At 61.4% G+C, this 25702-nt stretch carries 21 protein-coding genes; 19 read left to right on the forward strand and 2 right to left on the reverse strand.

Annotated elements, in window-relative coordinates:
* Nucleotides 1-78: 78 nt before the first annotated feature.
* From ACM6I0_RS14360 to ACM6I0_RS14440, 17 genes are all read left to right on the forward strand, one after another.
* The gene (locus ACM6I0_RS14360; protein WP_414922622.1) at nucleotides 79-1233 is read left to right on the forward strand and encodes a CaiB/BaiF CoA transferase family protein; all 1155 of its coding nucleotides are present in this window, start codon (nucleotides 79-81) and stop codon (nucleotides 1231-1233) included.
* A 52-nt stretch (nucleotides 1234-1285) separates the two neighbouring features.
* Nucleotides 1286-2089, forward strand: coding sequence for an enoyl-CoA hydratase/isomerase family protein (locus tag ACM6I0_RS14365; protein WP_414922623.1), 804 nt, complete (start codon nucleotides 1286-1288; stop codon nucleotides 2087-2089).
* Nucleotides 2002-3705 carry an acyl-CoA synthetase gene (locus ACM6I0_RS14370; RefSeq protein ID WP_414922624.1) on the forward strand — a complete coding sequence of 568 codons (1704 nt, stop codon included), beginning with the start codon at nucleotides 2002-2004 and terminating at the stop codon, nucleotides 3703-3705. Before ACM6I0_RS14365 ends, ACM6I0_RS14370 begins: the two co-directional genes overlap by 88 nt.
* Nucleotides 3705-4127: a PaaI family thioesterase gene (locus ACM6I0_RS14375; protein ID WP_259158211.1), complete on the forward strand. Its 423-nt coding sequence runs from the start codon at nucleotides 3705-3707 to the stop codon at nucleotides 4125-4127. The genes ACM6I0_RS14370 and ACM6I0_RS14375 overlap by 1 nt, the downstream gene beginning before the upstream one ends.
* Nucleotides 4118-5641 carry an acyl-CoA synthetase gene (locus ACM6I0_RS14380; RefSeq protein WP_414922625.1) on the forward strand — a complete coding sequence of 508 codons (1524 nt, stop codon included), beginning with the start codon at nucleotides 4118-4120 and terminating at the stop codon, nucleotides 5639-5641. Before ACM6I0_RS14375 ends, ACM6I0_RS14380 begins: the two co-directional genes overlap by 10 nt.
* Before the next feature lie 253 nt (nucleotides 5642-5894).
* The gene (locus tag ACM6I0_RS14385; protein WP_285432018.1) at nucleotides 5895-7034 is read left to right on the forward strand and encodes an acyl-CoA dehydrogenase family protein; all 1140 of its coding nucleotides are present in this window, start codon (nucleotides 5895-5897) and stop codon (nucleotides 7032-7034) included.
* Between the two features lie 31 nt (nucleotides 7035-7065).
* Nucleotides 7066-8274 carry a lipid-transfer protein gene (locus tag ACM6I0_RS14390; protein ID WP_259158204.1) on the forward strand — a complete coding sequence of 403 codons (1209 nt, stop codon included), beginning with the start codon at nucleotides 7066-7068 and terminating at the stop codon, nucleotides 8272-8274.
* Complete coding sequence (locus tag ACM6I0_RS14395; RefSeq protein WP_414922626.1) at nucleotides 8271-9428, forward strand: acyl-CoA dehydrogenase family protein; 1158 nt, start codon at nucleotides 8271-8273, stop codon at nucleotides 9426-9428. Before ACM6I0_RS14390 ends, ACM6I0_RS14395 begins: the two co-directional genes overlap by 4 nt.
* A gap of 26 nt (nucleotides 9429-9454) precedes the next feature.
* On the forward strand, nucleotides 9455-10450 hold the full coding sequence (locus tag ACM6I0_RS14400; protein ID WP_285432020.1) for an acyl-CoA dehydrogenase family protein: 996 nt from the start codon (nucleotides 9455-9457) through the stop codon (nucleotides 10448-10450).
* 11 nt (nucleotides 10451-10461) lie between these two features.
* Nucleotides 10462-11250 carry a crotonase/enoyl-CoA hydratase family protein gene (locus tag ACM6I0_RS14405; RefSeq protein ID WP_414922627.1) on the forward strand — a complete coding sequence of 263 codons (789 nt, stop codon included), beginning with the start codon at nucleotides 10462-10464 and terminating at the stop codon, nucleotides 11248-11250.
* Between the two features lie 167 nt (nucleotides 11251-11417).
* Nucleotides 11418-13250, forward strand: coding sequence for a DUF1302 domain-containing protein (locus ACM6I0_RS14410; RefSeq protein ID WP_285432022.1), 1833 nt, complete (start codon nucleotides 11418-11420; stop codon nucleotides 13248-13250).
* 26 nt (nucleotides 13251-13276) lie between these two features.
* A complete protein-coding gene (locus ACM6I0_RS14415) occupies nucleotides 13277-14644 on the forward strand; it encodes a DUF1329 domain-containing protein (RefSeq protein ID WP_285432023.1) in 1368 nt (455 codons plus the stop codon).
* A 135-nt stretch (nucleotides 14645-14779) separates the two neighbouring features.
* Nucleotides 14780-16945, forward strand: coding sequence for a LuxR C-terminal-related transcriptional regulator (locus ACM6I0_RS14420; RefSeq protein ID WP_414922628.1), 2166 nt, complete (start codon nucleotides 14780-14782; stop codon nucleotides 16943-16945).
* A 120-nt stretch (nucleotides 16946-17065) separates the two neighbouring features.
* Complete coding sequence (locus tag ACM6I0_RS14425; protein ID WP_414922629.1) at nucleotides 17066-18418, forward strand: coniferyl aldehyde dehydrogenase; 1353 nt, start codon at nucleotides 17066-17068, stop codon at nucleotides 18416-18418.
* Between the two features lie 31 nt (nucleotides 18419-18449).
* Nucleotides 18450-19535 (forward strand): Zn-dependent alcohol dehydrogenase, encoded by a 1086-nt coding sequence (locus tag ACM6I0_RS14430; RefSeq protein WP_259158191.1) that lies wholly within the window; start codon nucleotides 18450-18452, stop codon nucleotides 19533-19535.
* A gap of 159 nt (nucleotides 19536-19694) precedes the next feature.
* On the forward strand, nucleotides 19695-20888 hold the full coding sequence (locus ACM6I0_RS14435; RefSeq protein WP_414922630.1) for an acyl-CoA dehydrogenase family protein: 1194 nt from the start codon (nucleotides 19695-19697) through the stop codon (nucleotides 20886-20888).
* Nucleotides 20889-20898: 10 nt separating this feature from the next.
* A complete protein-coding gene (locus ACM6I0_RS14440) occupies nucleotides 20899-22062 on the forward strand; it encodes an acyl-CoA dehydrogenase family protein (RefSeq protein WP_414922631.1) in 1164 nt (387 codons plus the stop codon).
* Here the strand turns inward: ACM6I0_RS14440 and ACM6I0_RS14445 are convergent.
* Nucleotides 22059-22805 carry an SDR family oxidoreductase gene (locus ACM6I0_RS14445; protein WP_414922632.1) on the reverse strand — a complete coding sequence of 249 codons (747 nt, stop codon included), beginning with the start codon at nucleotides 22803-22805 and terminating at the stop codon, nucleotides 22059-22061. The genes ACM6I0_RS14440 and ACM6I0_RS14445 overlap by 4 nt on opposite strands.
* Nucleotides 22806-22986: 181 nt before the next feature.
* Here ACM6I0_RS14445 and ACM6I0_RS14450 point away from each other — a divergent pair, with 181 nt between their 5' ends.
* Nucleotides 22987-23556: a YceI family protein gene (locus ACM6I0_RS14450; RefSeq protein WP_414922633.1), complete on the forward strand. Its 570-nt coding sequence runs from the start codon at nucleotides 22987-22989 to the stop codon at nucleotides 23554-23556.
* A gap of 43 nt (nucleotides 23557-23599) precedes the next feature.
* Here ACM6I0_RS14450 and ACM6I0_RS14455 read toward each other — a convergent pair whose 3' ends face one another.
* On the reverse strand, nucleotides 23600-24031 hold the full coding sequence (locus ACM6I0_RS14455) for a hypothetical protein (RefSeq protein ID WP_414922634.1): 432 nt from the start codon (nucleotides 24029-24031) through the stop codon (nucleotides 23600-23602).
* 515 nt (nucleotides 24032-24546) lie between these two features.
* On the opposite strand from ACM6I0_RS14455, the gene ACM6I0_RS14460 reads away from it, so the two are divergent.
* Nucleotides 24547-25674, forward strand: coding sequence for a diguanylate cyclase (locus ACM6I0_RS14460; RefSeq protein ID WP_414922635.1), 1128 nt, complete (start codon nucleotides 24547-24549; stop codon nucleotides 25672-25674).
* Nucleotides 25675-25702: the final 28 nt, after the last annotated feature.

Below are 25702 nucleotides of genomic sequence, written 5' to 3' on the forward strand. Positions count from 1 at the left end.
TGCCATCGGCCTTGTTTTACTGGAAGGACAAGACAGGAGGGCTGGCTGGCGCTCCGACAGACCAGTGGAGAGGCATCGATGGGCGTACTGAGCGGCATTCGCGTGGTGGAGTTTGAGGCAATCGGCCCGGCGCCTTTTGGAACGATGCTGCTGGCCGACATGGGCGCCGACGTGGTGCGCATCGACCGTCCGGTCGCCGCGAGTGACCTGGGCCCCAAGTTCGAAGGCAAGCGCAAGGACATTACCGGGCGCAACCGAAGCTCGGTGACCCTTGACCTGAAACAGCCTGAAAGTGTCGCAGCGGCACTGGAGCTGATTGAACGCGCTGACGTGTTGATCGAGGGCTTTCGCCCCGGAACCATGGAACGCCTCGGCCTTGGGCCCGACGTGGCCCTGGCACGCAACCCGCGCCTGGTCTACGCGCGCATGACCGGTTGGGGCCAGACCGGGCCGATGGCTGATCGCGCCGGCCATGACTTGAACTACATCGCCTTGTCGGGCGTGCTGTCCGCCATCGGCCCGGCCGGTGGTCGTCCGGTGCCGCCGCTGAATCTGGTGGGCGACTACGGCGGTGGCGGCATGTTGCTGGCGATGGGTGTACTGGCGGCGCTGGTCAACGTGCAGCGCGGCGGGGCCGGGCAAGTGGTCGATGCGGCGATGACCGAAGGTGCGGCGCAATTGGGTTCGGTGATCTGGGGCTTGCTGGCGGGCGGTCACTGGAATGAACAGCGCGGCAGCAACCTGCTCGACGGCGGCGCGCCCTGGTACGACACCTATGAAACCCGCGACGGGCAGCACATGTCTATCGGCCCCATCGAGTCGCGTTTCTACGCGCAAATGCTGGAGATCCTCGGTCTGGCCAATGCTGGCTTGCCCGGCCAACACGACCGGGCAGGCTGGCCAGCACTGCGCGAAGCATTCAGCGCGGCCTTCCGCACTCGAACCCGCGATCAGTGGGCCGAAGCCTTTGAAGGCAGCGACGCCTGCGTTGCGCCGGTGCTGGGTTTTGCCGAAGCCAGCGAGCACCCCCACAGTCGCGCGCGGGGCAGCTTCATCGAGGTCGACGGCGTCGTACAACCGGTTCCGGCCCCGCGATTTCTGGGCACGCCTTCAGCGCAACCGCGACCGGCGCCGCAGCGCGGTGAGCACGGCCACAATGCGCTGCGCGACTGGGGGTTCGACGCGGTAGCCATCGAGCGTCTGCGGGAGTTGGGCCTGGGCCTCAAGGCCTGACAACGGTCCCTCTGAAAACCATTAAAAAAACAGCGCAGCGCAGGAATTAGCCATGGCCATTCAGTTCAAGATCATCGATCACGTGGCACTCATCACGCTCGATGCGCCCAACTCGAACAACGCTCTGACCCTCAACGACCTGATGCACCTGCGCAAGACGCTGGTGGCATGCCAGGACGACGAACAGGTGCGTGTCATCGTGCTCACCGGTGCCGGTGAGCGAGTGTTCTGCTGCGGTGCAAGCCACAAGGAATCGTTGCTGCCGGCCTCGGGTTACGTCGGTCGGTCGTGGAAGAGTCGCGAAACCGAAGCCGAGGAGGGGGGCTATACGCGCCTGTTTGACCTCGGCGACCTGGAAATCTGGAAACCGGTCATCGCGGCCATCAATGGTGATTGCCTGGGGGGCGGTCTTGAACTGGCGCTGCAATGTGACCTGCGAATCGCCTCTGCCAGTGCCACCTTCGGCCTGCCCGAAGTTCGGGACGCGACCATTCCGGCGGCGGGCGGCGTGCAATACCTGTTGCGCGCAGTGCCGGCGGCCTATGCCATGAAAATGGCCCTGACGGGTGACCCGATCAGCGCGCAGGAAGCCCTGCGCATCGGTCTGATCATCGACCTGTTGCCACAAGACCGGCTTTTGTCAGCGGCCTTGAACCTGGCCGAACGCATTGCCGCCAATGGCCCGCTCGCGGTGCAGTCCATCAAGCAATTGGCGGTGCAGACCGCACACCTGATGCCTCGGGATTTCGTGATCCAGGCCAATCTCCATTGGGGTTTGCTGCGCGACAGCAAGGATCACGCCGAAGGCCGCGTGGCCATTGCCGAGAAACGCCCGCCCAAATACACCGGTGCCTGACGCACCGCCCAGCCCCGAATCCGTCCCTACCTGACAACAATAATTCGCAGGAGACACACATGTATCTGACCCAAGGGCTGCATCGCATGCTGCAGCAACGACCCCATGCCCTGGCGACGGTGTTTCGCGACCGACGCCGCACCTATGCCGAGCTCACCGACCGAGTGGCGCGCCTGGCGGGTGCCTTGCAGAAACTGGGGATGCAGACCGGCGACCGGGTCGGCCTGCTGGGTTTGAACTCCGACCGTTTCCTTGAATATTACCTCGCCACCTGGTGGGGCGGCGGCGTGGTCAATCCGGTCAATATCCGTTGGAGCGTGCCGGAAATCGTCTATTCGCTGGACGACTGCGACACGCGCATCCTGATGATCGACGACACCTTCCTGCCGATGGCAGAGGGCATTGCCGGCACGGCCAAAGTACGACCGCTGTTGATCCATGTCGGCGATGGCCCGACACCTGACGGCATGCTGTCCTACGAGCAACTGATCCGTGACACCGAGCCGGTCGACGACGCCTTTCGTGGTGGTGACGACCTCGCCACCATCTTGTACACCGGCGGCACCACGGGCTGGCCCAAAGGCGTGATGCAATCGCACATGAACCTGTGGTCGGCGGCCGTGGCCCGCGCAGCCGATGTGCCGGTGCAGGCGGACGCGCTGACCCTGCACATCGCGCCGATGTTCCACCTGGCAGCGCTGTCGCGGGTGATCCTGATCTCGCTGCTCGGTTTGCCAAGCATCTTCGTGCCAGCCTTCGATTCGCTTGATGTGATGCGCACCATCGAGCGTGAGCGGATCACTGACATCCTGATCGTGCCGACCATGTTGCAGGCGCTGATCATGCACCCGGACTTCGCCAGACATGACCTCAGCTGCCTGCGCAGCTTGACCTACGGCGCCTCGCCGATTGCCGTGCCGTTGCTGGAACTGGCCCTTAAAGCCTTGCCGAAAGTTGAGTTCACCCAAGGCTACGGCATGACCGAAGCCGCGCCGCCGATTTCCGCCAACGGCCCGGAAAACCACAGCGCCGAGGGCATCACCAATGGACGCTTGCGTTCGGCTGGTCGGCCGGGGCTCGGCGTCACCGTGCGCATCGTCGACGAACACGACAACGAAGTGCCATGCGGAACCGTGGGTGAAGTGATTGTGCGCGGGCCAAACATCATGCTCGGCTATTGGAACAAACCCGAGGAAACCGCCCAGGCCTTGCGCGGCGGCTGGATGCACACCGGTGACGGCGCGTACATGGACGAGGACGGCTACCTCTACATCGTCGACCGCTTCAAAGACATGATTGTCAGCGGTGGCGAGAACGTTTACTCCGGCGAAGTCGAAAGCGCGATTGCCAGCCACCCGGCGGTCGCTGCCTGCGCGGTGATTGGGATTCCCTGCCAGCGGTGGGGCGAATCGGTGCACGCGGTGATCGTGCTCAAACCCGATACCCAGGTCGCTGGTTCGGACATCATCGAGCACTGCCGCCGACAGATCGCTGGCTACAAAACCCCCAAGAGCGTCGAATTCCGCGTGGCGTTGCCGCTGTCGGGCGCTGGCAAAGTGCTCAAGCGTGACTTGCGCGAACCGTTCTGGGCGGGCAAGGATCGGGGGGTGAGTTGATGGAAGGAGCGATGATTCCGGAGGGGTTCTCAGCACTGCAAAGGCGCTCGGGTTTCCTGCGCAACTGCGGGGCTTTCTATGTCCACGATGAGCAGCCGATCCTGGCGGTGCGCCTGCAATCGCAGCATCTCAACTACGTCGGGATCGCCCATGGCGGGTTTCTCGCCACCGTGGCGGACAGCGCGTTCGGGGTGATATTGCGGCGCCAGTCGGTGTCGCAGTCGGTGGCGATCACGGTCAATCTGAATGTCGATTACATCGGCCCGGTCCACGAAGGCGATTGGCTTGAAGCCCATGTTGAAGTGCTCAAGACCGGCGGCACCTTCATCAACGCCAGCTGCCTGTTGAAGGTCGGCGAGCGTTTGGTGTTGCGGGCCAACGGTGTCTTCACCGTGTGGAAGGGGACGTTGCCATGTACATGACCCAATGCCTGCAACGCACCCTGCAGCAAAACCCCGATCACCTCGCAACCGTCTTCGGTGAGCGCCGCCAGACGTATCGCCAGTTCGGCGAACGCGTCGCGCGCCTGGCGGGTGCCCTGCAGTGCCTCGGTATGGCGGCGGGTGATCGGGTCGGCATGCTTGCGCTCAATTCCGATCGCTACCTGGAATACGTCATGGGCGTGTGGTGGGGCGGCGGGGTGCTCAATCCGGTGAATATTCGCTGGAGCGTGCCGGAGATCGTCTACTCGCTGGATGATTGCAGCACCGGCATCCTGATCGTCGACGAGCATTTTGCCGCGCTGGCCGAGGGTATCCGGGCCACGGCACGTCAGGCGCCGTTGTTTATCTACGCGGGCGAGGGTGACGTGCCGGCGGGCATGCTCGGCTATGAGCATCTGCTCGTCGAATGTGCGCCGGTCGACGACGCCGGGCGCGGCGGTGATGAGCTCGCCTGCATCATGTACACCGGCGGCACGACCGGTTTTCCCAAGGGGGTGATGCAATCGCATTTGAACCTGTGGTCGGCGTGCATGCCGCGCATGGTCGACATGCCGCCGGTGCGTGGCGGGCGCTTGCTGCACGTGGCGCCGTTGTTCCATGTAGCAGGCATGGCACGGGCGTTGATTCAGTTTCTGGCCGGCGAAACCCATGTATTGATGCCAAGCTTCGATGCCGAGGGGGTGCTGAAAATCATCGAGCGCGAGCAGATCACCGAGACGCTGCTGGTGCCGACGATGATCCTCGCACTGCTGGCCCACCCCGACTTTGATCGTTATGACCTGCGCAGCCTCAAGCGCCTGACCTACGGCGCATCGCCCAGTGCCGGCGAGATGGTCGAGCAAGTGCTGGCGCGCCTTCCCGACATCGAACTGTCCCATTCTTATGGCCTGACCGAGGCATGCCCGGTGGTGTCGAGCAATTTGCCGTTGAACCACACGCCCGAGGCGCGCAAAAGCGGTTTGTCACGCTCCGTGGGACGCGGTGGCTTGGGCGTGAACGTGAAAATCGTCGACCCCCAAGGCCATGAAGTGCCGCGTGGCGCAGTCGGCGAGATCATCGTGCGCGGGCCGAACATCATGCTCGGCTATTGGAACAAACCCGAAGAAACCGCCAACGCCCTGCGCGATGGCTGGCTCTACACCGGTGACGCGGCCTGGATGGACGAGCAGGGTTACCTGTTTGTCGTCGACCGGTTGAAGGACATGATCGTCAGCGGCGGCGAGAATATTTATTCGGCCGAGGTCGAGAACGTCCTCGCCCGGCACCCGGCAGTGGCGCTGTCGGCAGTGATCGGCATCCCGCATGAAACCTGGGGCGAAGCGGTGCACGCGGTGGTGGTGCTCAAGCCTGGCGCCGAGGTCGATGAAGAACAATTGCGCCGGTATTGCCGCCAATTCATCGCGGGCTACAAGTGCCCCAAAAGCATTGAGTTTCGCGACGCATTGCCGCTCTCGGCCGCGGGCAAAGTCCTCAAGCGCGAACTGCGCCAATAGTCACACCACAAAACCCCTGTAGGAGTGAGCCTGCTCGCGATAGCGGTGTGTCAGTCAACGAATATGTTGAATGTGAAACCGCTATCGCGAGCAGGCTCACTCCCACAGGGGTATTGCATTCCTTCCTTCGATTTCCTTCTGCCAGCCACCCTCGACCGCTACCCGATCCGGGTGGCTTCAATCCCCACCCCCATCAATACATTGGTCCCACGAACCAGGCGCACGCCTGCCTGGCAACCCACTGGAGATCCCGATGCATATCAACCGTACCGTCTACCGTGAAGACCACGAAATGCTGCGCGAAACCGCACGCCGTTTCTTCGAGCGTGAATGCCTGCCCAAGCAGGCGCAGTGGGATGAAGCCGGGCAGGTGGACCGGGAAACCTGGCTCAAGGCCGGTCGCCACAACTTGCTGTGCCTCACCGTGCCCACCGAATACGGCGGCGGTGGCGGGGACTTCGGGCACTCGGCGGTATTGATCGAAGAACTCTATCGCTCGGGCGTTTCAGGCTGGAGCCTGGGTGTGCATTCCGACATTACCGCGCCTTACATCGTGCGTCTGGGCACCGAAGAGCAAAAGCAAAAATGGCTGCCGAAAATCTGCAGGGGCGAAACCGTGCTCGCCGTGGCGATGACCGAGCCGGGCACCGGTTCCGACCTCAAGGCAATCCGCACCACCGCCGTACGCGACGGTGACGAGTGGGTCATCAACGGCAGCAAGACCTTCATCAGCAACGGCCTGACCTGCGACATGGTCGTGGTGGTCTGCAAGACCGACCCGAGCGCTGGCGCCAAGGGTTGCAGCCTGATCATGGTCGAGTGCGACCGTGAAGGGTTCCGTCGCGGGCGCAAGCTGGAAAAGGTCGGCCAGGCCGCCGCCGACACCGCCGAATTGTTCTTCGACAACGTGCGCGTGCCGGTGGGCAATCTGCTCGGTGAAGAAAACAAAGGCTTCATGCACTTGATGGAAGAGCTGCCGCAAGAACGCCTGGTCATCGCCCTGTACAGCGCCGCCAAACTCGAACGTCTGCTGGAGCAGACCGTCGAGTACGTCAAGGACCGCAAGGCCTTTAACCAGACGGTGTGGGACTTCCAGAACACCAAATTCAAGCTCGCTGACATCAAGGCCCAGGCCACTGCCGTGCGCCTGACCATCGACCATTACATCGGCGAACACATGCGTCGGCGCCTCACCGTGCAGGAGTCAGCGATTGCCAAGCTCTTCGCCACCGAGACCTTGTGCAAATGCATCGACGACATGGTCCAGCTGCACGGCGGCTACGGCTACATGCTCGAGTACCCGATTGCCCGCGCCTTCGTCGACATGCGTGTGACGCGCATTTTCGGCGGTACCAGCGAAGTGCTGCGCGAGCTGATCGCGCGCCAGTTGTGAACCTTTCCCACTCTTTTTTCCAGGTGACACCATGAGCGAAAAAGTACTGGTTGCCGGCGTTGGCATGATCCCGTTCAGCAAACCGAGTGCCAGCCCGACCTACGTGCAGATGGGCGCCGAAGCGGTACGTCGCGCGCTCGCCGATGCCGCGATTGATTACAACCTGATTCAGGAGGCCTACGCCGGTTATGTCTATGGCGATTCCACCTGCGGCCAGACCGTGCTCTATGAAGTCGGCATGAGCGGAATCCCGGTGGTCAACGTCAACAACAACTGCTCGACTGGCTCCACCGCGCTGTACCTGGCGCGCAAGGCCATCGAGTCCGGTTCGGCGGATTGCGTTTTGGCGGTCGGCTTCGAGCAGATGCAGGCCGGCGCGCTGAAATCCCACTGGGACGACCGCCCGCCGACCCGCGAACGTTTCCTGCCGATCCTGCGCGGCCTGACCGCCGACCTGGAGGGCATGCCCCAGGCTATCCGCACCTTCGGCGGCGCCGGACGCGAGTACATGCACAAATACGGCACCAAAATGGAAACCTTCGCTGCGGTACGCGCCAAGGCCAGTCGGCATGCGGCCAACAACCCGCTGGCCCTGTTTCGCAAGGTGCTCAGCGTCGAAGACGTGATGAACGACCCGGTGATTCTGCCAGGGGTTTTGACCCGTCTGATGGCCTGCCCACCGACCTGCGGCGGCGCGGCGGCGATCCTGGTCTCCGAGCGTTTTGCCAAAAAGCACGGCCTGCGCCGTGACGTCGAAATCGTTGCCCAGGCCATGACCACCGACACCCCCGAGTCCTTTAACTTCGAAAAACCGTCGTTGCTCGATTGGGTCGGCACCCACATGACCCACGCCGCCGTCAGCCAGGTCTATGAGAAGGCCGGTGTCGGGCCCAAGGACATCGACGTGTGCGAGCTGCACGACTGCTTCGCGCAGAACGAAGTGATCTGCTACGAATCGCTGGGCTTCTGTCCGGAGGGTGGCGCCGAGAAATTCGTGATGGACGGCGACAACACTTACGGCGGGCAGATTGTGATCAACCCGTCCGGTGGCCTGCTTTCCAAGGGCCATCCGCTGGGCGCTACCGGCCTGGCGCAGTGCTACGAGCTGACCCAGCAACTGCGCGGCAATGCCGATCAACGCCAAGTCGACGGTGCACGTCTGGCGATGGCGCACAACCTCGGCCTGGGCGGTGCGTGCGTGGTCACGCTGTATGGAAAAGTCAGCGGAGGTGGCCAGTGAGCAGCTTGCTGGACGCCTTCCGCTTGACCGCGTTGCCCGCACACGCGCAAGCCTTTCGCGGCGAAGTAAAACGCTTTCTCTCCGAGCATTTGCCAGCCGTGTCGGCCGATGTCCGGGCGCGCAGCTGGACCGGTTTCAGTGCCGATTTCAGTCGCAAACTGGCCGCACGCGGCTGGGTCGGCCTGACCTTGCCACAAGCCTACGGCGGTGCGGGGCTGGATGCGTTCAGTCGTTTTGTGCTGGTGGAAGAATTGCTCTGCGCCGGTGCGCCGGTCGCGGCGCACTGGATCGCCGATCGCCAGAGCGGGCCGTTGATCCTGAAGTTTGGCAGTGACGCTCAGAAGGATTTCTACCTGCCGCGCATTTGCGCCGGTCAGGCGTTTTTCTGCATCGGCATGAGCGAGCCCAATTCCGGCTCCGACCTGGCCAGCGTGCGCAGTCGTGCTACTCGTTGCGAAGGCGGCTGGCGCCTGAGCGGGCGTAAGATCTGGACCACCAACGCCCATCACGCCGATTACATGATCGCGTTGGTGCGCACCAGCGGTACGCCCGAGGACCGTCACAACGGCTTGTCGCAATTCATCATCGACCTCAAGCAGCCTGGCATCAGCGTGCGGCCGATTGTCGACCTGGCCGGCGATGCGCATTTCTCTGAAGTGGCGTTCGACGATGTGTTGCTCGGTGACGATGCATTGGTCGGCGAGGAGGGCAGTGGCTGGAAGCAGGTCAATGCCGAACTGGCTTTCGAACGCAGCGGGCCGGAGCGTTTCTACTCCAGCGTCGTGTTGCTCGATCTGTGGGCCGACACCCTGCGCCGCAACGGCGCCAGCGCCGCCGAGACCTCATTGCTTGGCAGCTTCCTCACCCAACTGAGCAGCCTGCGCAACCTTTCATTGGCGTTGACGGCGTTGCTGGCCCGGGGTGAAAGCCCAGTGGTGGAGGCGGCGCTGGTCAAGGACATCGGCACTGAATTCGAACAGGCGATCCCGGCCGCAATTGCCGCTGCAATCAGCGCCGATCCGCACGCGCCGGTCGATGCCGAGTTGCACCGCACAGTCGCGTACCTGAACCAGGTTGCGCCGACCTTCTCGTTGCGCGGCGGCACTCGGGAAATCCTGCGCGGCATGATCGCTCGCGGGCTCGGGCTGCGTTGATGCACATCGAACAGGAAAACGACGACATGTTCACTGAAGCAATTGAGAAAATCCTCGCAGATTTGTGCACGCCTGCGCTGGTCCGCACGGTTGAAAACGGTCACGGCGCAACGACGCTGTGGCGTGCGCTGGAAGACGGCGGGTTTCTCGAGTTATTGACCCCGGAAGACGCCGATGGAGCAGGGCTGACACTGGCGGCGCTGTTCCCGATTTTCCTCGCCTTCGGTCGTTATGCGCTGCCGGTTCCGGCGGCGCAGAGCATTGCCGCGCGAGCCTTGATGCGCGACTGCCCGCAAGCCCTTCCGGCTGGCATGTTGACGTTGGCCGGCTCGGCCCATCTCGACGCCGCTGACGGGCTGTGCGCGCCGCGAGTCGCCTACGGACTGTTGGCCGATTTTGCAGTGGTGAACCTGAGTGGCGAACTGTTGCTGCTTGATTGCCGCCAGGCACGGCGCGAGCCGAATGGCGTTCACGGCAGCCAGTGCGCCACGTTGTATTGGTCGGCGGAACACGTCGGCACTTCGCTGGGTAACAACGGCGAACAGGTCCGCGTGTTCAACGCCGCGATCCACGCCGCTGCGATGGCGGGTGCCATGGAGCGGGCGCTCGACATGACGCTGGAGTACTGCAACGACCGGGTTCAGTTCGGCAAGGCCATCGGCAAATTCCAGGCCGTCCAGCACCAACTCAGCGTGATGGCGGAGCAGGTTGCCGCCTCGCGAATCGCCGCTGAACGGGCCTTTGCCGCAGAGCACTCGGTACCGGAGTTGATCCCGGCAGCCATCGCCAAGGCCCGGACCAGCATGGCGGTGCCACAGGTGACCGCCACCGCTCATGCACTGTTCGGCGCCATCGGCGTGACCGAAGAGCTGGACTTGCAGCTGTTCACCCGACGCCTGCACGAGTGGCGCGTCAGCGAAGGTTCGGAAGCGTACTGGAACGGGATCGTCGGTCGGGCGCTGTTGGCGCAGCCCGGCGAAACCGCCAGCGAATTCACCCGTCACCTCACCCCATCCGCTTGAGGACTTCACCCATGAGTCAGTTTCTGAAGTACGAACAGGAAGGACACATCGTCACCCTGACGATGAATGACCCCGAGCGGCGCAACCCGTTGACCGGCAACAGCGCCGTGCCTGAATTCCTTGAAGCCATCGATCGGATCGAGCGCGACAGCAGTGTTCGCGCCGTGATCATCACCGGCGCTGGTACGGCGTTTTGCTCCGGCGGCAACGTTCGCGACATGGACCGCTACGCGCAAATGTCCGGTATGGCGTTGCGTCAGGAATACCGCACCGGCATTCAGCGTTTGCCATTGGCGCTGTTCAATCTGGAAGTGCCAGTGATTGCTGCCGTCAATGGCGCGGCCATCGGCGCCGGTCTCGACCTGGCGTGCATGTGCGACATCCGCGTGGCCTCTGAACAGGCGAAGTTTGCCGAGAGTTTCGTCAAGTTGGGGATCATTCCGGGCGACGGTGGGGCGTGGTTGTTGCCACGGATCATCGGTTTGTCCCGCGCCACCGAACTGACCCTGACCGGGCAAATGATCGATGCGCGGCAGGCCGCGGAGTGGAACCTGGTGTCCCGCGTGGTGCCGGCCGAAGAGTTGCTGGACAGCGCACGGGAAATCGCCGGGGCGATTGCCGCCAACCCGCCGCATGCGGTCCGTCTGGCCAAGCGTCTTCTGCGCGAAGCCTTGCATACGCGACTCGATACGCTGCTGGAAATGTCGGCGAGTTTTCAAGTGATGTCGCACCAGACCGCCGATCACCGCGAAGCCGTGGCGGCGTTTATCGAGAAGCGGCCGGCGACGTTTACCGGCTGAGTGTCACCGTGCGTAACGCCGGCTGAGCAGCCCTCAAACCGGATCGTTACGCCACCCGAAATACCGACGAAAACACTTCATCCAAATCACCCATTCGGGTGTCAGGACCTCACCGGCGCCTCGTTAGCATGGGGCTCCAACACGTCATCCTTAACCGGGGAAACCGCATGACAAAAACAACAATGCGCGGAGCCTTCCAGCCAAGTCTGCTGGCCGTCGCTGTAACGGTTGCCATCTGCGTCAGCACTCAAGCTCACGCCGTTGATTTCAACATCGGGGAGATACAGGCGAAGTTCGATTCGTCGCTGTCGATTGGCGCCAGTTGGGCGACTGCCAATCCGGACAAGCAGTTCATTTCCAACTTCAACTCCCAGGGCGTCACCGGTGGCAAATCCGCGTCCCGGACCACCGACGACAACCGCCTGAATTTCAAGAAGGGTGAAACCTTCTCGAAAATCTTCAAGGGCGTGCATGATCTGGAGCTGAAATACGGCGACAGCGGTGCCTTCGTACGTGGCAAGTACTGGTATGACTTCGAGCTGATGGACGAGAGCCGTCCGTTCTACGACATCAATGATTCGGGACGCGATCGCGCGGCCAAGTCGTCCGGTGCAATGTTTCTCGACAGCTTCGTCTACCACAACTACACGATCGGCGATCAAGTCGGCAACGTGCGCTTGGGCAAGCAGGTAGTGAGCTGGGGCGAGAGCACCTTCATCGGCAACTCGATCAACAGCATCAACCCGATTGACGTGGCCGCACTGCGTCGCCCGGGCGCGGAAGTGAAGGAGGGCCTGATCCCGGTCAACATGTTCTACATGTCCCAAGGGCTGGCCGACAACATCACCGCCGAAGCGTTTTACCAGCTGCAATGGGATAAATCGGTGGTCGACAACTGCGGCACGTTCTTCGGCAGCGACGGCGTCCCCCAAGGCTGTGACGACCGCCTGGTGATCGCCGGCCTCGACCTGCCGCCCGGTGTGGCGAAGAACACCGGCAGTCTGGCGGCCATCGCCGCGGGCACTGACGACGCTTACATTCCGCGTCTGAAAGACAACGATGCGCGCAACAGCGGCCAGTATGGCCTGGCGTTGCGCTGGTTCGTCCCGGAGGCGAACGACACCGAGTTCGGCGCCTACGCGATGAACTACCACAGCCGCAGCCCGTTCTTGAGCATCAACCAGATGAGCAGTGCGGCAGGCGGCGTTGTCTCGGCGCGCAGCACCCGCTATTTCATCGACTACCCGGAAGACATCCGTCTCTATGGCCTGAGCTTCCAGACCAACGTCGAGGGCGTTTCACTGGGTGGCGAAGTCAGCTATCGGCCGAACATGCCGCTGCAATTGAACACGGCTGACTTGTTGTCGGCAGCCACGTTCGGCGCAACCTCGCCGCTGATCACCACCGGTTTTGCCGGTCGCACGCTGGGCGCCGAGGTCAATGGCTACAAGCGCATGCCAGTGACCCAGGCACAAGTCACCGCGACGCAGTTCTTCGACCAGGTGCTGGGCGCCAGTCGTCTGACCGTGGTCGGCGAGGTGGGTTACAACCATATCAGCGGCCTGGGCAAGGCCGACGGTTCCGACCTGCGCTTCGGACGCAGTCCGGCCTTCGGTTCCGGCGAGCTGCCGGGTGCGGCTGGCGCAGCGACCTGCCGCGGTACCGCAGTGGGCCTGCCGAATGCCAGCAACCCGGCGCAGGAATGCAACGACGATGGCTTCTACACCAGCAACAGCTGGGGCTATCGAGTGCGCGGCAAGCTTGATTACCCGAACGTGATCGCCGGCATTAACCTGTCGCCCAACATCGCCTGGTCCCACGACGTTCAGGGTTATGGCCCGAACTTCGATGAAGGTTCCAAAGCGGTCAGCGTCGGCGTGGATGCCGACTACCTGAACACCTACAACGCCAGCCTGAGTTACACCAACTACTTCGGCGGCGATTTCAACACCAACGTCGACCGCGACTACGTTGCGCTCAGCTTCGGCGTGAATTTCTGATGCTCCCCTGGCAGAGGTATTTGAACATGAATGCACGTTTTATCCTGCGCGCTGGCGCACTGAGTCTGTCACTGCTGGCCAGCAGCGTGATTGCTGCCGTTTCACCCCAGGAAGCTGCTCAGCTGGGCACCACGCTGACTCCGTTGGGCGCGCAAAAAGAGGGCAACGCCAACGGCAGCATTCCGGCCTGGACCGGTGGTTTGAAACCCGGTGCCGCGCCGCTCGATAATGGTTTTCTCGGCGATCCGTTTGCGAGTGACAAACCGGAATTCGTCATCACCGCGGCGAACGCCGAGCAGTACAAGGACAAGCTGACACCGGGCCAACTGGCGATGTTCAAGCGCTACCCGGACAGCTACAAAATCCCTGTGTTCAAGACCCAACGAACGGCGTCGTCCCCGCAGAACATCTACGACATTGCCAAGAAAAGTGCGGTGACCACCGAGCTGACGCCCGACGGCAACGGCTTGCTGAACTTCTCGCAAACCCGTTACTACCCGTTCCCGATTCCGAAAAACGGCGTGGAAATCTACTGGAACCACACCAACCGCTATCGCGGCGGCAACATGGAGCGCCAGGCCGCTCAAGCGGCACCGCAAACCAACGGTTCGTATTCCATCGTCGAGTACGACGACAAACTGGCGTTCCCGCAGTTGATGGAAGGCGTCGAAGCCGGGCAGGGCGATAACGTCCTGTATTACTACAAGCAGGAAATCACCGCGCCGTCGCGCATGGCCGGCAGTGTGATCCTGATTCACGAGACCATCGACCAGGTCAAGGAACCACGCCTGGCGTGGGTCTACAACGCTGGCCAACGCCGCGTGCGTCGTGCTCCGCAAGTGGCGTACGACGGTCCGGGCAATGGTTCCGACGGCATGCGCACCGCCGACAACACCGACATGATGAACGGCGCGCCGGATCGTTATGACTGGAAACTGGTTGGCAAAAAGGAGTTGTACATCCCGTACAACAACTACCGTTTGCAGTCGCCGAAAGTGAAGTACGACGACATCATCAAACCAGGGCATATCAACCAGGATCTGACTCGCTATGAGCTGCACCGGGTCTGGCACGTCGAGGCCACCCTCAAGCCGGGTCAGCGTCATGTCTACGCCAAGCGTGACATGTACTTCGACGAAGACACCTGGCAACTGGCCGAAGTCGATCACTATGACGGCCGTGGTCAGCTGTGGCGCGTGGCCGAAGGGTATGCGATCAACGATTACGAGCGTGGGTCGCCCAACTTCGCCATGCTCGGGATCTACGACCTGATCGCCGGTCGCTACAACGTGTTGGCGATGACCAACCAGTCCAAGCATGCAACGACTTACGGCATGACCGCGAAGATGACCGATTTCACCCCCTCGGCACTGCGTAACGCCGGCATCCGCTGACCGTTCGTCCCCGCTGAAACCAACGCCCTGTCCGCAGGGCGTTGTGCGTTGCGGTGATCACCACCTGATGCGGGTGGCGCATTCACGATGGACTCGCTCAATGATGGCTTCCTCACACGACTCACGAGGTCCGCCATGTTTGTGCCACGGCCGCATCTGTGCAATTTACTCCAGCGCGAACGGCGTCGCTTGCAACTGCTGTGCGCGCCTGCCGGGTATGGGAAAACGGCGTTGTTGCGTGAGTATGTGCGGGGGGCGCGCGGGCGGGTGGTCTGGATGAGTCTTGGCGGGCAGTCGCAATCGCTGGCGTCTTTGTGCGCATTGCTGGCGGGTGAGCTTGGCGTAGCTCCCGACACCAGGCCTGATGCATTGATCGAGTTGACCGGGCTGACGTCATCGCGAGCAGGCTCGCTCCCACAGTTGACCGCATTCCGTTGTGGGAGCGAGCCTGCTCGCGATGGGAGCCTTCCAGGAGACGAATCTTCAAAGGTTCGGCTTGTCTTCGATGACTTGCCAGCCGAAATGCCCGACGACCTGAACCACTGGTTCGATCAACTCCTGTCTCTGTACAACCCCCACCTGCAAGTGCTGGTCACTTGCCGCCAACGCCCCGACTGGAACCTGCCGCGCCTGATGCTCGCAGGCGAGTTACTGGAGCTGGGTGCCCGGCAACTGGCACTGCGCCCGGATGAATTCGAATCGTTGGTCAGCTTGATTGCGCCGCACACCGACACCGCTTCACGGGAAAGCCTGTGGCACGCGACAGGTGGCTGGTGTGCGGGTGTTCGATTGCTGCCCTCGGCCTTGCTCGGCCAGTACCTTGAACGTGAACTGCTGTCACGCTTGAGCGATGAACAGCAAGAAGTCCTTTTTTCCCTGGCCCATTTGTCCAAGGCCAGTGTGGAGTTGTGCGAGCAGCTTTGGGAAGGACAGCAAGGTGCTCAACGGTTCCAGAGTCTGCTGGATAGCCAGGCCTTCATGTTCCCGATCGACCATCAACCCGGCTGGTTTCGGTTACTGCCTGCCGTGGCGAATGCACTGCAAGGCCGGCTTGGCGGTGTTGCGTTAAACCGGTTGCGCTTGCGTGCCTGCCGGTTGCTCAGCGTCCTGGGGCATGTCGATGATGCCGTGGAGCAAGCGCTCAGTGCAGATCAGCCTGAGGTCGCCGCCAATTACATGGAGCGCTTGTGGTTGAGCTGGATTTTGAATGAGCGGCATCTTGGGCAGTTCATGGACTGGCGCGAACGCATCGATCCGCAGTTGCTGCAAAGCAGTCCGCGCTTGATTTATTTGTGCGCCAAGGCCTTGTTGTTCAGTGGGCGGCTGGATGAAACCGAAGCGTGCCTGCAACGCCTGGGACGCTTTTTGCCGATGCCCGATCCGCAGCGTAATCAGCGCTTGTTGGCGAACTGGCAGGCGTTATACGGGAACTTGCACGCATTACGCGGCAACGCCGAACCAGCGCGACGGCATTGCCATGCCGCCCTGCGTGACCTGACGGCGCAGGATTGGCTGTCGGTGTTGTTGTGCCACTGCACGCTGGCGCGCATCGCCATGAAAACCGGTGAACTGAATGAGGCTCAGGTGCTGTTGGAGCATTCGCTGGAACTGGCCCGGCGTCATGGCAACCGTGAGGCGGAAGTGTTGGTGAATACCGACCGGGTTCAGTTGATGATGCTTCAGGGGCAATCGGGGCTGGCGCAATCGTTGTTGCGCACCGAGCTTGCACAACTGAATGTCAGGCGAACCCAGCCTTATCCATTGATCGGTCGACTGCTGTTTCTGCAAGGCGAGTGGCTGTTGCAACAAGGCCGCCTCGTTGAGGCCGAGCAAGTGGCGCAGTCGGGCTTGTTGCAGGTACGCGATTGCTGCGCGCCGTTCGTGTTGAATGGCTACCTGCTGTTGTCCGAGATCGCCTCGCGCAATGACATCCCTGAAAAGGCTCATCTGTTGTTGTACGAAGCCGAACGGCGCATGCATTGGGCCAAGATCGACCGTGCGTTCTTCCAGGCTCCGCTCGCTGAGCAAAAAGCCCGGATGCTGGCCCGCGAACAGGGCGAAGACGGCGACAAACCTGTGCGCGCCACTGCCGTGACCGATTACCAGGATGGCCTGACGCCCCGTGAGGTGTCGGTGCTCAGGTTGCTGGCCGAAGGCATGTCGGTGCGCGAAGTCGGCAGCCGCCTGTTCATTTCAGTGAACACCGTCAAGACCCACGCCAAGAACATTAACGTCAAGCTCGGCGCCTGCCGCCGCACCCAAGCCATCAACAGCGCCAAAGCGATGGGGATTCTTGCCTGAAACCGTGACCCACCTGATCCGGGTGGCGGCGTGATGCGAGTGATGGTCAACCATGCAGCTTGACCCGACGCCATGCTGCGCACTCGCGCTGGTGTCCAGACAACAACAAGAGAGGTAGTGATGAGCGCCATCGAAAGTTGGACCAGCACCGACATCCGCATGATCCTGGAAAAACAAAGGGCGGCCTTCCTGGCGAGCGCACCCTACACCGCCGAGCAGCGCGGTGAATTGATCGACCGGGCAATCAACCTGTTGCTCAATCACGAGCAGGAAATCATTGACGCCCTGACGGCCGATTTCGGGCATCGCAGCCCGGCCTTTTCCAAGGGTAGCGAAGTGCTGGCGCCCCTGGCATCGCTCAAGCAAGCCAAGGCACGGCTGGCCGAATGGATGCAACCCGAAGCGCGTCACACCGAGCAAGGCCAGGCCTGGGTTCAATACCAGCCGTTGGGCGTGATCGGCATCGTCACCGCGTGGAACGTGCCCGGCTACATGGTGTTTAGCGGTCTTGCCGGGGCGTTGGCCGCTGGCAACCGGGTGATGATCAAACCGTCGGAGTTCACCCCGCACACATCGGCACTGATCGCACGGTTGATCCGTTCGGTCTATCGCGAAGAGGACGTAGCGGTGGTGCTCGGCGGTGCGGACGTCGGGCAGGCATTCTGCGGCCAGCCGTTCGACCATTTGCTGTTTACCGGCGCCACCAGCATCGGCAAGCACGTGCTGCGTGCAGCCGCGGAAAACCTGGTGCCGGTGACCCTGGAACTGGGCGGCAAATCACCGACGATCATTTCCCGCACCGCCGACTTCAAGAGCGCCGTGACCAAGGTCGTTGTCGGCAAGTTGCTCAACGCCGGCCAGCTCTGCGTGGCGCCGGACTACGTGTTCGTGCCGCAAGAGTCGGTGGATGCCTTCATCGGTGTGGCCAAAGCAGTGGCCGCCGGTTTCCTCCCGACCCTCAAGGACAACCCCGACTACACCTCGATCATCAATTCGCGTCATCTCGAACGTTTGCAGGGCTATCTGAATCAAGCACGCGAGGCGGGAGTCGAGTTGATCGAGCTGAACCCGGCGGGTGAGGATTTAAGTGACGCGGCGCACAACAAAATCGTGCCGACGCTGCTGCGCAACCCTGGCGATGATTTGCAGGTGATGCAGGACGAAATCTTCGGCCCGCTCCTGCCAATCAAACCGTATGAAACCCTTGATGAGGTGATCGCGTTCATCAATGCACGGCCACGTCCATTGGCGCTGTATTACTTCGGCAACGACGACGCTGAAGAGGCGTTGGTGCTCAACCGCACGTGTTCCGGTGGCGTGACCCTCAACGGCGTCATGAGCCATGCCAGCGCTGAAAACCTGCCGTTCGGCGGCGTTGGCCACAGCGGCATGGGCGCCTATCACGGTATCGATGGCTTCCGCACCTTCAGCCACGCCAAGGCTGTATTCCGCGCGCCGGGCCAACCGGCCTGAATTCCCTAACGTCACTGTCGAGAAAAATCATATGAAAGCTGCCGTTTTCCATCAGGTGGGCGCCCCGCTGGTCATTGAAGAAGTGGGCATCAGCAAGCCGGGTCCGCGTGAAGTGCTGATCCGCACAAAAGCAGTCGGTGTTTGCCATTCGGATTTACATGTCATCGATGGCTCGTTCCCGTACCCAGGCCCGCTGGTGCTGGGCCACGAAGCCGCCGGCGTGGTCGAGCAGGTCGGCTCCGAAGTGCGTTCGGTCAAGCCGGGCGATCACGTGGTCACTTGCCTGACCGTGTTCTGCGGTCATTGCGAGCATTGCGTGACCGGGCACCTGGCGCGCTGCGTATCGCCGGAAACCAAACGTGGCAAGGACGAGGAATCGCGCCTGACGTACGTGCAAAAGCCGATCCCGCAATTCGTCAACCTGTCGGGTTTTGCCGAACAGATGCTGGTGCACGAAAACGCCTGTGTGGCGATCCGCCGGGACATGCCGCTGGACCGCGCCGCGCTGCTGGGGTGCGCCGTGACTACCGGCACCGGCGCGGTGTTCAACACCGCCAAAGTGCGTCCGGGCGAAACCGTGGCTGTGATCGGTTGTGGCGGGATCGGCCTGGCCGCCATCAACGGCGCGGCGCTGGCCGGGGCAGGGCGGATCATCGCCATCGACATGCTTGATTCCAAACTGGAACTGGCCCGTCAGTTCGGCGCCACCGACGTGATCAACGGCAAGGACGGCGATGCGGCCAAACAGGTGCTGGAACTGACTCGCGGCGGCGTGCACCACGCCTTCGAATGCATCGGCCTCAAGCAAACCGCCGAACAAGCCTTCGCCATGCTCGCGCGCGGCGGCACCGCAACGGTCATCGGCATGCTCAAGCCGGGTTTGAAAATCGAGCTGGACCCGTTGCAGTTGCTGCACGAACGGCGCATCCAGGGCTCGCTGATGGGCTCCAACCGCTTCCCGGTGGACATGCCGCGCCTGGTGGACTTCTACATGGCCGGCAAGCTCAAGCTCGACGAAATGATTTCCCAGCGCATCAAGCTGGAGCAGATCAACGAGGCGTTTGACGAGTTGCGTCGGGGTGAGTTGGCTCGCTCGGTGATCATTTTCGACGAGTAATCCCCGGGGAGATATCTCTGTGACCCCTGTGGGAGCGATCCTGTTCGCGATGAGGCCGGCTCACCCAACATAGAGGGCGACTGACAAACCGCTGTCGCGAGCAGGCTCGCTCCCACAGGTTTTGAGCAGTGCACACCCAAGCGTTTTTGGAGTTGATTGATGGACTTAGATTTCACGCCGGACGAAAGCGCCTTTCGCGATGATATTCGCGCCTGGCTGCGCGACAACTTGCCCAGCGAATTCGCCCAGCGCATTTCACTGGGCAAGCGCTTGAGCAAAGCGCATCAGGTGCAATGGATGCAGACACTCAACCGCCAAGGCTGGTTGGCCCCGGCCTGGCCGGTCGAGTTCGGTGGCACGGGTTGGAGCGACGTGCAAAAGCACATTTTCGACGAAGAGTGCTTCGCCGCCGGCGCGCCGAAAGTGTCGTCCTTCGGGTTGAAAATGGTTGCGCCCGTGATCATCAAATTTGGCACCCCCGAGCAGAAGGCCTACTTTCTGCCGCGCATTCTCACGTGCGAAGACTGGTGGTGTCAGGGTTACTCCGAACCAGGTGCAGGCTCCGACCTGTCTTCGCTGAAAACCCGTGCGGTTCGCGAGGGCGAGCACTATGTGGTCAACGGCCAGAAAACCTGGACCACCCTGGCGCATTTCGCCGATTGGATGTTCTGCCTGGTGCGCACCGATGCGCAGGCGCAACAGCAGCGTGGCATTTCCTTTTTGCTGATTGACATGAAAACCCCGGGCATTACGGTTCGGCCGATCATCACCCTCGACGGCGAGCATGAAGTCAACGAAGTGTTCTTCGACAACGTGCGCGTGCCCGTGCAGAACCTGGTGGGCGAGGAAAACCAGGGCTGGACCTGCGCCAAGTATTTGCTGACCCACGAACGCACCAGCATCGGCGGCATTGCGCAGAACAAGGCGTTGCTCAATCGCCTCAAGCACATCGCCAGTCAGGAAGTGCGTGACGGTCGCCCATTGATCGAGGATCCCTTGTTTCGCACCCAGGTTGCCGAGGTCGAGATGCAGTTGATGGCCGCCGAAATGAGCAGCCTTCGTACCTTGGCGGCCGTTCGTGACGGTGGAGTGCCCGGTGCGGAAAGCTCGTTCCTTAAGATCAGGGGAACCGAGATTCGCCAGGCCATCACTTACCTGATCAGCAAGGCCGTGGGCCCTTACGCGCTGCCGTTCATTGAGGACGAATTGGGCTATGGGGATGAAGCGTTGCTTTACACCGACTACAGCAGCGCGGCCACTTATCAGTACCTGGATGCGCGCAAGGCGTCGATCTACGGCGGGGCCAACGAAATCCAGAAGAACATCATCGCCAAAATGATTCTTGAACTGTAAGGGGCCGAGCATGGACTTCAAATTGAATGAAGAGCAGCTGATGCTGCAAGACACGGCGGCGCGCCTGGTGCGTGACACCTATGGTTTCGAGCAGCGCGAACAGTACCGCAACACTGAACATGGCTTCAGCGGCCCGTTCATGCAGCAACTGGGTGAGCTTGGGTTATGCGCCGTGCCATTCGCCGAGGCGTACGGTGGATTCGGCGGCGGCGGTGTGGAGAACATGCTGATCATGACCGAGCTGGGGCGCGGGCTGTGCCTGGAACCGTACTTGCACTCGGTGATTTTCGCCGGTGGCCTGGTCGCGCAGTTGGGCACCGAGGCGCAAAAACAAGCGCTGTTGCTACCACTGGGCAACGCCAGCCTGCAAATGGCGGTGGCGCTCGACGAACCGCAAAGTCACTACCAGTTGCATGACGTTCTCACTACCGCCGAACCGGTCAATGGCGGTTGGAAACTCAATGGCCGTAAGTCGGTGGTGGTGGGCGGTCAAAGCGCCGGGCTGATTCTGGTCTCGGCGCGTACCAGCCACGGCGAGCGGGACGAGAAGGGCATCAGCCTGTTTTTGCTCGATCCACAAACCCCCGGCGTGCGCCGTCGCGCGTTCGCCACCATGGACGGGCGCATGGCCTGCGAGCTTTACCTTGAGGACGTGTTCGTCAGCAGCAACGAGGTATTGGGTGACATGGGCCAGGCGTTGCCCGCGCTGCGATACCAGCAAGGCCGCTGCATCGCGGCGCAATGCGCCGAGGCAGTGGGCAGCATGGAGGCGGCTTGTGCATTGACCCTCGATTATTTGAAGACCCGTAAGCAGTTTGGGCAGCCGATCGGCAAGTTCCAGGCGTTGCAGCATCGCATGGTCGACATGCGCATCGAACTGGACCAGGCCACCTCAATGACCCTGCTGGCGGCCTGCGTGGCCGATCAAGCCGACACTGACGAGCGCAGCCGCACGCTCGCGGCGGCCAAGTTCATCGTCAGCCGCGCCAGCCGGTTTGTCGCTGATCAGGGCATTCAGCTGCATGGCGGTATCGGCCTGACCTGGGAATACGTGCTGTCACACCACGCCAAGCATCTGCTGATGGTGGCTCGTCAATGGGGTGACGATGACCATCACCTGCAGGCTTACGCGAAGCTGATGCAGGTCAGTCCCGCCGGCCAGCAGGTCGCCTAGTTGCTCTTCAGCCAGTCCTCAAACCGGGTCGCGCCGACGATGGGGTTGGCGCCCGGTGTCAGCGACTGGTCATTGATCGGCGCACCGAAGTAAGGAACCGTGTCGTCCGCGACGGTCTGGCGCGGGTCCTTGGTGTGTTTGAGGTAGTCGCTGGCGAATTCCACGAGCGGGCGTTTATCGGGGCCTGCCACTTCGACGGTCTGATTGCTCGGTGCCTTCAACGCAATATCGGTCAGTGCCGCCGCGACGTCGGCCGACGCTATCGGTTGTAAAGCGGCGGAGGGCAGGTGGAGGGTGTTGCCTTCCTCGCGCCCGGAATGCGCAATGGCATGGACAAATTCGAAGAACTGCGTGGCCCGCAGGATGGTGTAGGGAATGCCTGACTTTTTGACGAGCTTTTCCTGGGCCATTTTTGCCCGGAAGTAACCGCTGTCGAGCAGGCGCTCGGTGCCGACAACGGACAGGGCGACATGGTGTTTGACGCCGTCGATCTTCTCCGCCTCGAACAGGTTGTGCCCGGCGGTCTCGAAAAAGTGCAACGCGGCGTGGTCCTCGAAGGAGGGCGAGTTCGCTACGTCAACGACCACATCCGCGCCTTTCAATGCCTCTGTCAGCCCTGCGCCGCTGATGACATTGACGCCGGTACTGGGAGACGCCGCCAGGGCTTCATGTCCCAGATCCTGCAGGTTCTTGCACAATTTGCTACCGATCAAGCCTGTGCCACCGATGACGACGATTTTCATGTCCGGTCTCCTGATGCGGTGTGTGCCTGGACAATTAAACACCCGCCTGGGCGCAAGGATCGGTCGCGGGCTCACGTTGCCGACCGGTGGTCAGCATCTGGAGGCCGGGTGGCATAAACCGCCGTTCTTTGCTTTAGTCCACCTATCGTTGGCCGGTGGGTGCCACGACCGGAGCGTCCCCATGAAGCATCGATTCGCGCAGTTCGCCCTATTGGCTGCAGCGCTCACCTTCGGCGTCTTGCCTTGTGCCGAAGCGGTGCAGTACTCGCAAGTCAATGAGACAGCCAGCAAGATCTCGTTTACCTACAACCAGTTCAGCTCGCAGGTGTATGGCACCTTTGGCTCTTTCAAGGCCGCGCTCGATTTCGACACGGCGAACCCAGCCGCGGCCCATGCCGCACTGACCATCGAGCTCGACAGCATCGATGCCGGTAGCGATGACGCCAATACCGAACTGAAAAAGCCTGCCTGGTTTGATACGCAGAAGTATCCGGTGGCGGAGTTTCAATCGATCAGCGTGAAAACCCTGGGGACTCGTCACTACTCAATCACCGGAAAATTGACGCTGCGGGGTATCACGCGTGTGGTGCAGGTGCCCGTTGAGTTGAGGACCCAAAAAGGTATCGGCATCTTTGATGGTCGGTTGGTGCTCAAGCGCAGCGACTTCAAGATCGGGGAGGGGGAGTGGGCCGATACCGTCGTTTCCGACGACATCAATATCCGCTTCCGGATGGTCGCGCCGCAGCAGTGAATCAGCGGATCCAGGGGGGACAGGAAAAAACTGATCGAGCCGGTTAGAGACAGGCCTCGGCTACGGCTTTCTCGGCGCGTTCAACTTCCTGTTTGATGTCCGCGGGGATGCGTTGTTTCTTGGGCGTCTGCTCGAGAAATTGCTGACTTCGCTGGTTTTTCAGCTCCGCGTCGGTTGCAGCGTCCTGCGCTTGCAACTCGGCTGAGTGTGCGTCTATGACGGCTTCGATCTCTGCGTCATTTGTCGCCGTGTCCAGGGCGCTGACCAATTTGCCGACTTGCGCCTTCTCGGCATCAGCATAAGCGTCGACAGACAGCCCGGCCGCCATCGCCCGCGTTCGAATACCCAGGGTTTCCATGTGCTGCTGCGCCGCCTTGCACACGGCATCACGGCGTACGCTCTCGGCTGCTCTCCATTGCATGAAACCATGGGTTGTCGCACTCATCACGGCCAGGGTGATGACGATACCAATCAATTGGCCTCTCACATCCAGCAACCTCGACAGTCAAGGGGGTCATTGTCGTGAGCGAAAGTCCCCGTCGTTGATACACAACACCTTAAGTGAGGCATCGGGCGTCGTGGGGGAAACAGCCGCAAATATTTTTCAAGACTAGACAGTCTTGAAGTGACGTCAAAAAACAACGATGTCCTCGCAACCCGAAATGGGTTGCGAGGCAAAAGTCTCACCTCTACAAGGTATTGCACCTTTGTTCGCAATACCATCGAGAAATCCGCATCGTTGCGGACCTATAGCCCCTCTGTCGCATTGTCGGTTTCTGGCGTTCACCGACAGCACTTTTCTCGGCGCGGACGTGGGGGACGCACTTGTGTGCTATTACTTTTTTGGCGAATCGCTTTATGCCTTCAAGTGAGGTGTGGCGCATCACCATAAGTGGACAAGCCTGCGCCGAGTGTTATTCGTTTGTTTACCTGTATGGCAGGATGCCACAATCGCTTTTTTTGTCGCAGTATCATGATCAGGCGGATCAAATGGGTGGCCCAGGACTTCGGCACGAACAGGATACTTCCATCGCAGCGCAGGTGCGCAGCGACCGGTTGCACCAGTTGTTCCACCAATCAGTGACGGCGGTTCTCGGCAGTTACCTCGCCGCGATCATGCTGTGCGGGCTGTGCTGGCAACGCTTTGACCACGACGTCATTTTCTGGTGGATGGGCTTTTTGACGGGCTCGTCGTTGCTGCGCATCTCGATGTTCATCTCCTGGTTTCGCTGCCCTGACAGTGAACGCACCCCGCAACGCTGGGAGCGTACGTACTGGATCACGCTGATGTTGTCCGCCGGCATATGGGGCGCGGGCGCTCTGGCGGTCATGCCGGCGAATGACTTGTTGGCCCAGGCGCTGGTCATGCTTTTTGCCGTCGGCATGTCGGTCAGTGCAGTGTCGTGCTACTCGGCCCATCGCTACATGACACTCTCGGCCATTGGCCTGGTCTTGTTGCCTTGCACCTTCTGGTTGTTGTTTCAACCTTCAGCGATGCAAATCGGGATGGCGTTGGCCGTTTTGGTGTTTGCCTCATTTGTGGCCAGCGCGACCCGCAAATTGTCCGAAGCCCTGGAAACAGCCTTTCAGTTAACCCGTGAGATGGAACACGCTCATCACATCTCCACGCATGCGGCCCAGACCGACGAACTGACCGGCCTGAAAAACCGCCGGGCTTTTTTCGAGCACGCACAACAATTGTTCTATGACTGCAAAGACAAGCGCCTGCCTTTGTGCGCCGTGATGCTGGACATGGATCACTTCAAACATATCAATGACACCTACGGGCATCAGGTCGGGGATCAGGTGCTGCGGCAAATGGGCGTGGTTATCCATCGCTCTTTTCGCGAAACGGATGTCTATGGCCGGTTGGGTGGCGAGGAGTTTGCGATCCTGCTGCCGGACACTTCGATTGAGGTAGCGCTCACGATCGCCGAGCAACTGATCCACTCCATCAGCGGCTTGATGACCGGCCCGGTTCACCGCATCTCCGCCAGCCTTGGCGTTGCAGCGATGGAAGTCAGCGACAATGACCTGCAAAGTTTGCTGAACAATGCCGATAAAGCGCTGTACCGGGCCAAGGCCCGGGGGCGCAATCAGGTGGCGGTGTCGGAGTAGGGGCGACTGACGCCCGGTCCACATTGCA

This window comes from Pseudomonas sp. IT-P294, from assembly GCF_949767865.1.
Lineage (GTDB): Bacteria > Pseudomonadota > Gammaproteobacteria > Pseudomonadales > Pseudomonadaceae > Aquipseudomonas.

Excerpts from the sequence above, each read along its gene's own strand:
- ACM6I0_RS14360 (WP_414922622.1), top strand. The coding sequence starts at position 79 with ATGGGCGTACTGAGCGGCATTCGCGTGGTGGAGTTTGAGGCAATCGGC.
- ACM6I0_RS14365 (WP_414922623.1), top strand. The coding sequence starts at position 1,286 with ATGGCCATTCAGTTCAAGATCATCGATCACGTGGCACTCATCACGCTC.
- ACM6I0_RS14400 (WP_285432020.1), top strand. The coding sequence starts at position 9,455 with ATGTTCACTGAAGCAATTGAGAAAATCCTCGCAGATTTGTGCACGCCT.
- ACM6I0_RS14380 (WP_414922625.1), top strand. The coding sequence starts at position 4,118 with ATGTACATGACCCAATGCCTGCAACGCACCCTGCAGCAAAACCCCGAT.
- ACM6I0_RS14430 (WP_259158191.1), top strand. The coding sequence starts at position 18,450 with ATGAAAGCTGCCGTTTTCCATCAGGTGGGCGCCCCGCTGGTCATTGAA.
- ACM6I0_RS14420 (WP_414922628.1), top strand. The coding sequence starts at position 14,780 with ATGTTTGTGCCACGGCCGCATCTGTGCAATTTACTCCAGCGCGAACGG.
- ACM6I0_RS14375 (WP_259158211.1), top strand. The coding sequence starts at position 3,705 with ATGGAAGGAGCGATGATTCCGGAGGGGTTCTCAGCACTGCAAAGGCGC.
- ACM6I0_RS14415 (WP_285432023.1), top strand. The coding sequence starts at position 13,277 with ATGAATGCACGTTTTATCCTGCGCGCTGGCGCACTGAGTCTGTCACTG.
- ACM6I0_RS14425 (WP_414922629.1), top strand. The coding sequence starts at position 17,066 with ATGAGCGCCATCGAAAGTTGGACCAGCACCGACATCCGCATGATCCTG.
- ACM6I0_RS14445 (WP_414922632.1), bottom strand. The coding sequence starts at position 22,805 with ATGAAAATCGTCGTCATCGGTGGCACAGGCTTGATCGGTAGCAAATTG.
- ACM6I0_RS14410 (WP_285432022.1), top strand. The coding sequence starts at position 11,418 with ATGACAAAAACAACAATGCGCGGAGCCTTCCAGCCAAGTCTGCTGGCC.
- ACM6I0_RS14440 (WP_414922631.1), top strand. The coding sequence starts at position 20,899 with ATGGACTTCAAATTGAATGAAGAGCAGCTGATGCTGCAAGACACGGCG.
- ACM6I0_RS14435 (WP_414922630.1), top strand. The coding sequence starts at position 19,695 with ATGGACTTAGATTTCACGCCGGACGAAAGCGCCTTTCGCGATGATATT.
- ACM6I0_RS14450 (WP_414922633.1), top strand. The coding sequence starts at position 22,987 with ATGAAGCATCGATTCGCGCAGTTCGCCCTATTGGCTGCAGCGCTCACC.
- ACM6I0_RS14390 (WP_259158204.1), top strand. The coding sequence starts at position 7,066 with ATGAGCGAAAAAGTACTGGTTGCCGGCGTTGGCATGATCCCGTTCAGC.
- ACM6I0_RS14385 (WP_285432018.1), top strand. The coding sequence starts at position 5,895 with ATGCATATCAACCGTACCGTCTACCGTGAAGACCACGAAATGCTGCGC.
- ACM6I0_RS14405 (WP_414922627.1), top strand. The coding sequence starts at position 10,462 with ATGAGTCAGTTTCTGAAGTACGAACAGGAAGGACACATCGTCACCCTG.
- ACM6I0_RS14460 (WP_414922635.1), top strand. The coding sequence starts at position 24,547 with ATGGGTGGCCCAGGACTTCGGCACGAACAGGATACTTCCATCGCAGCG.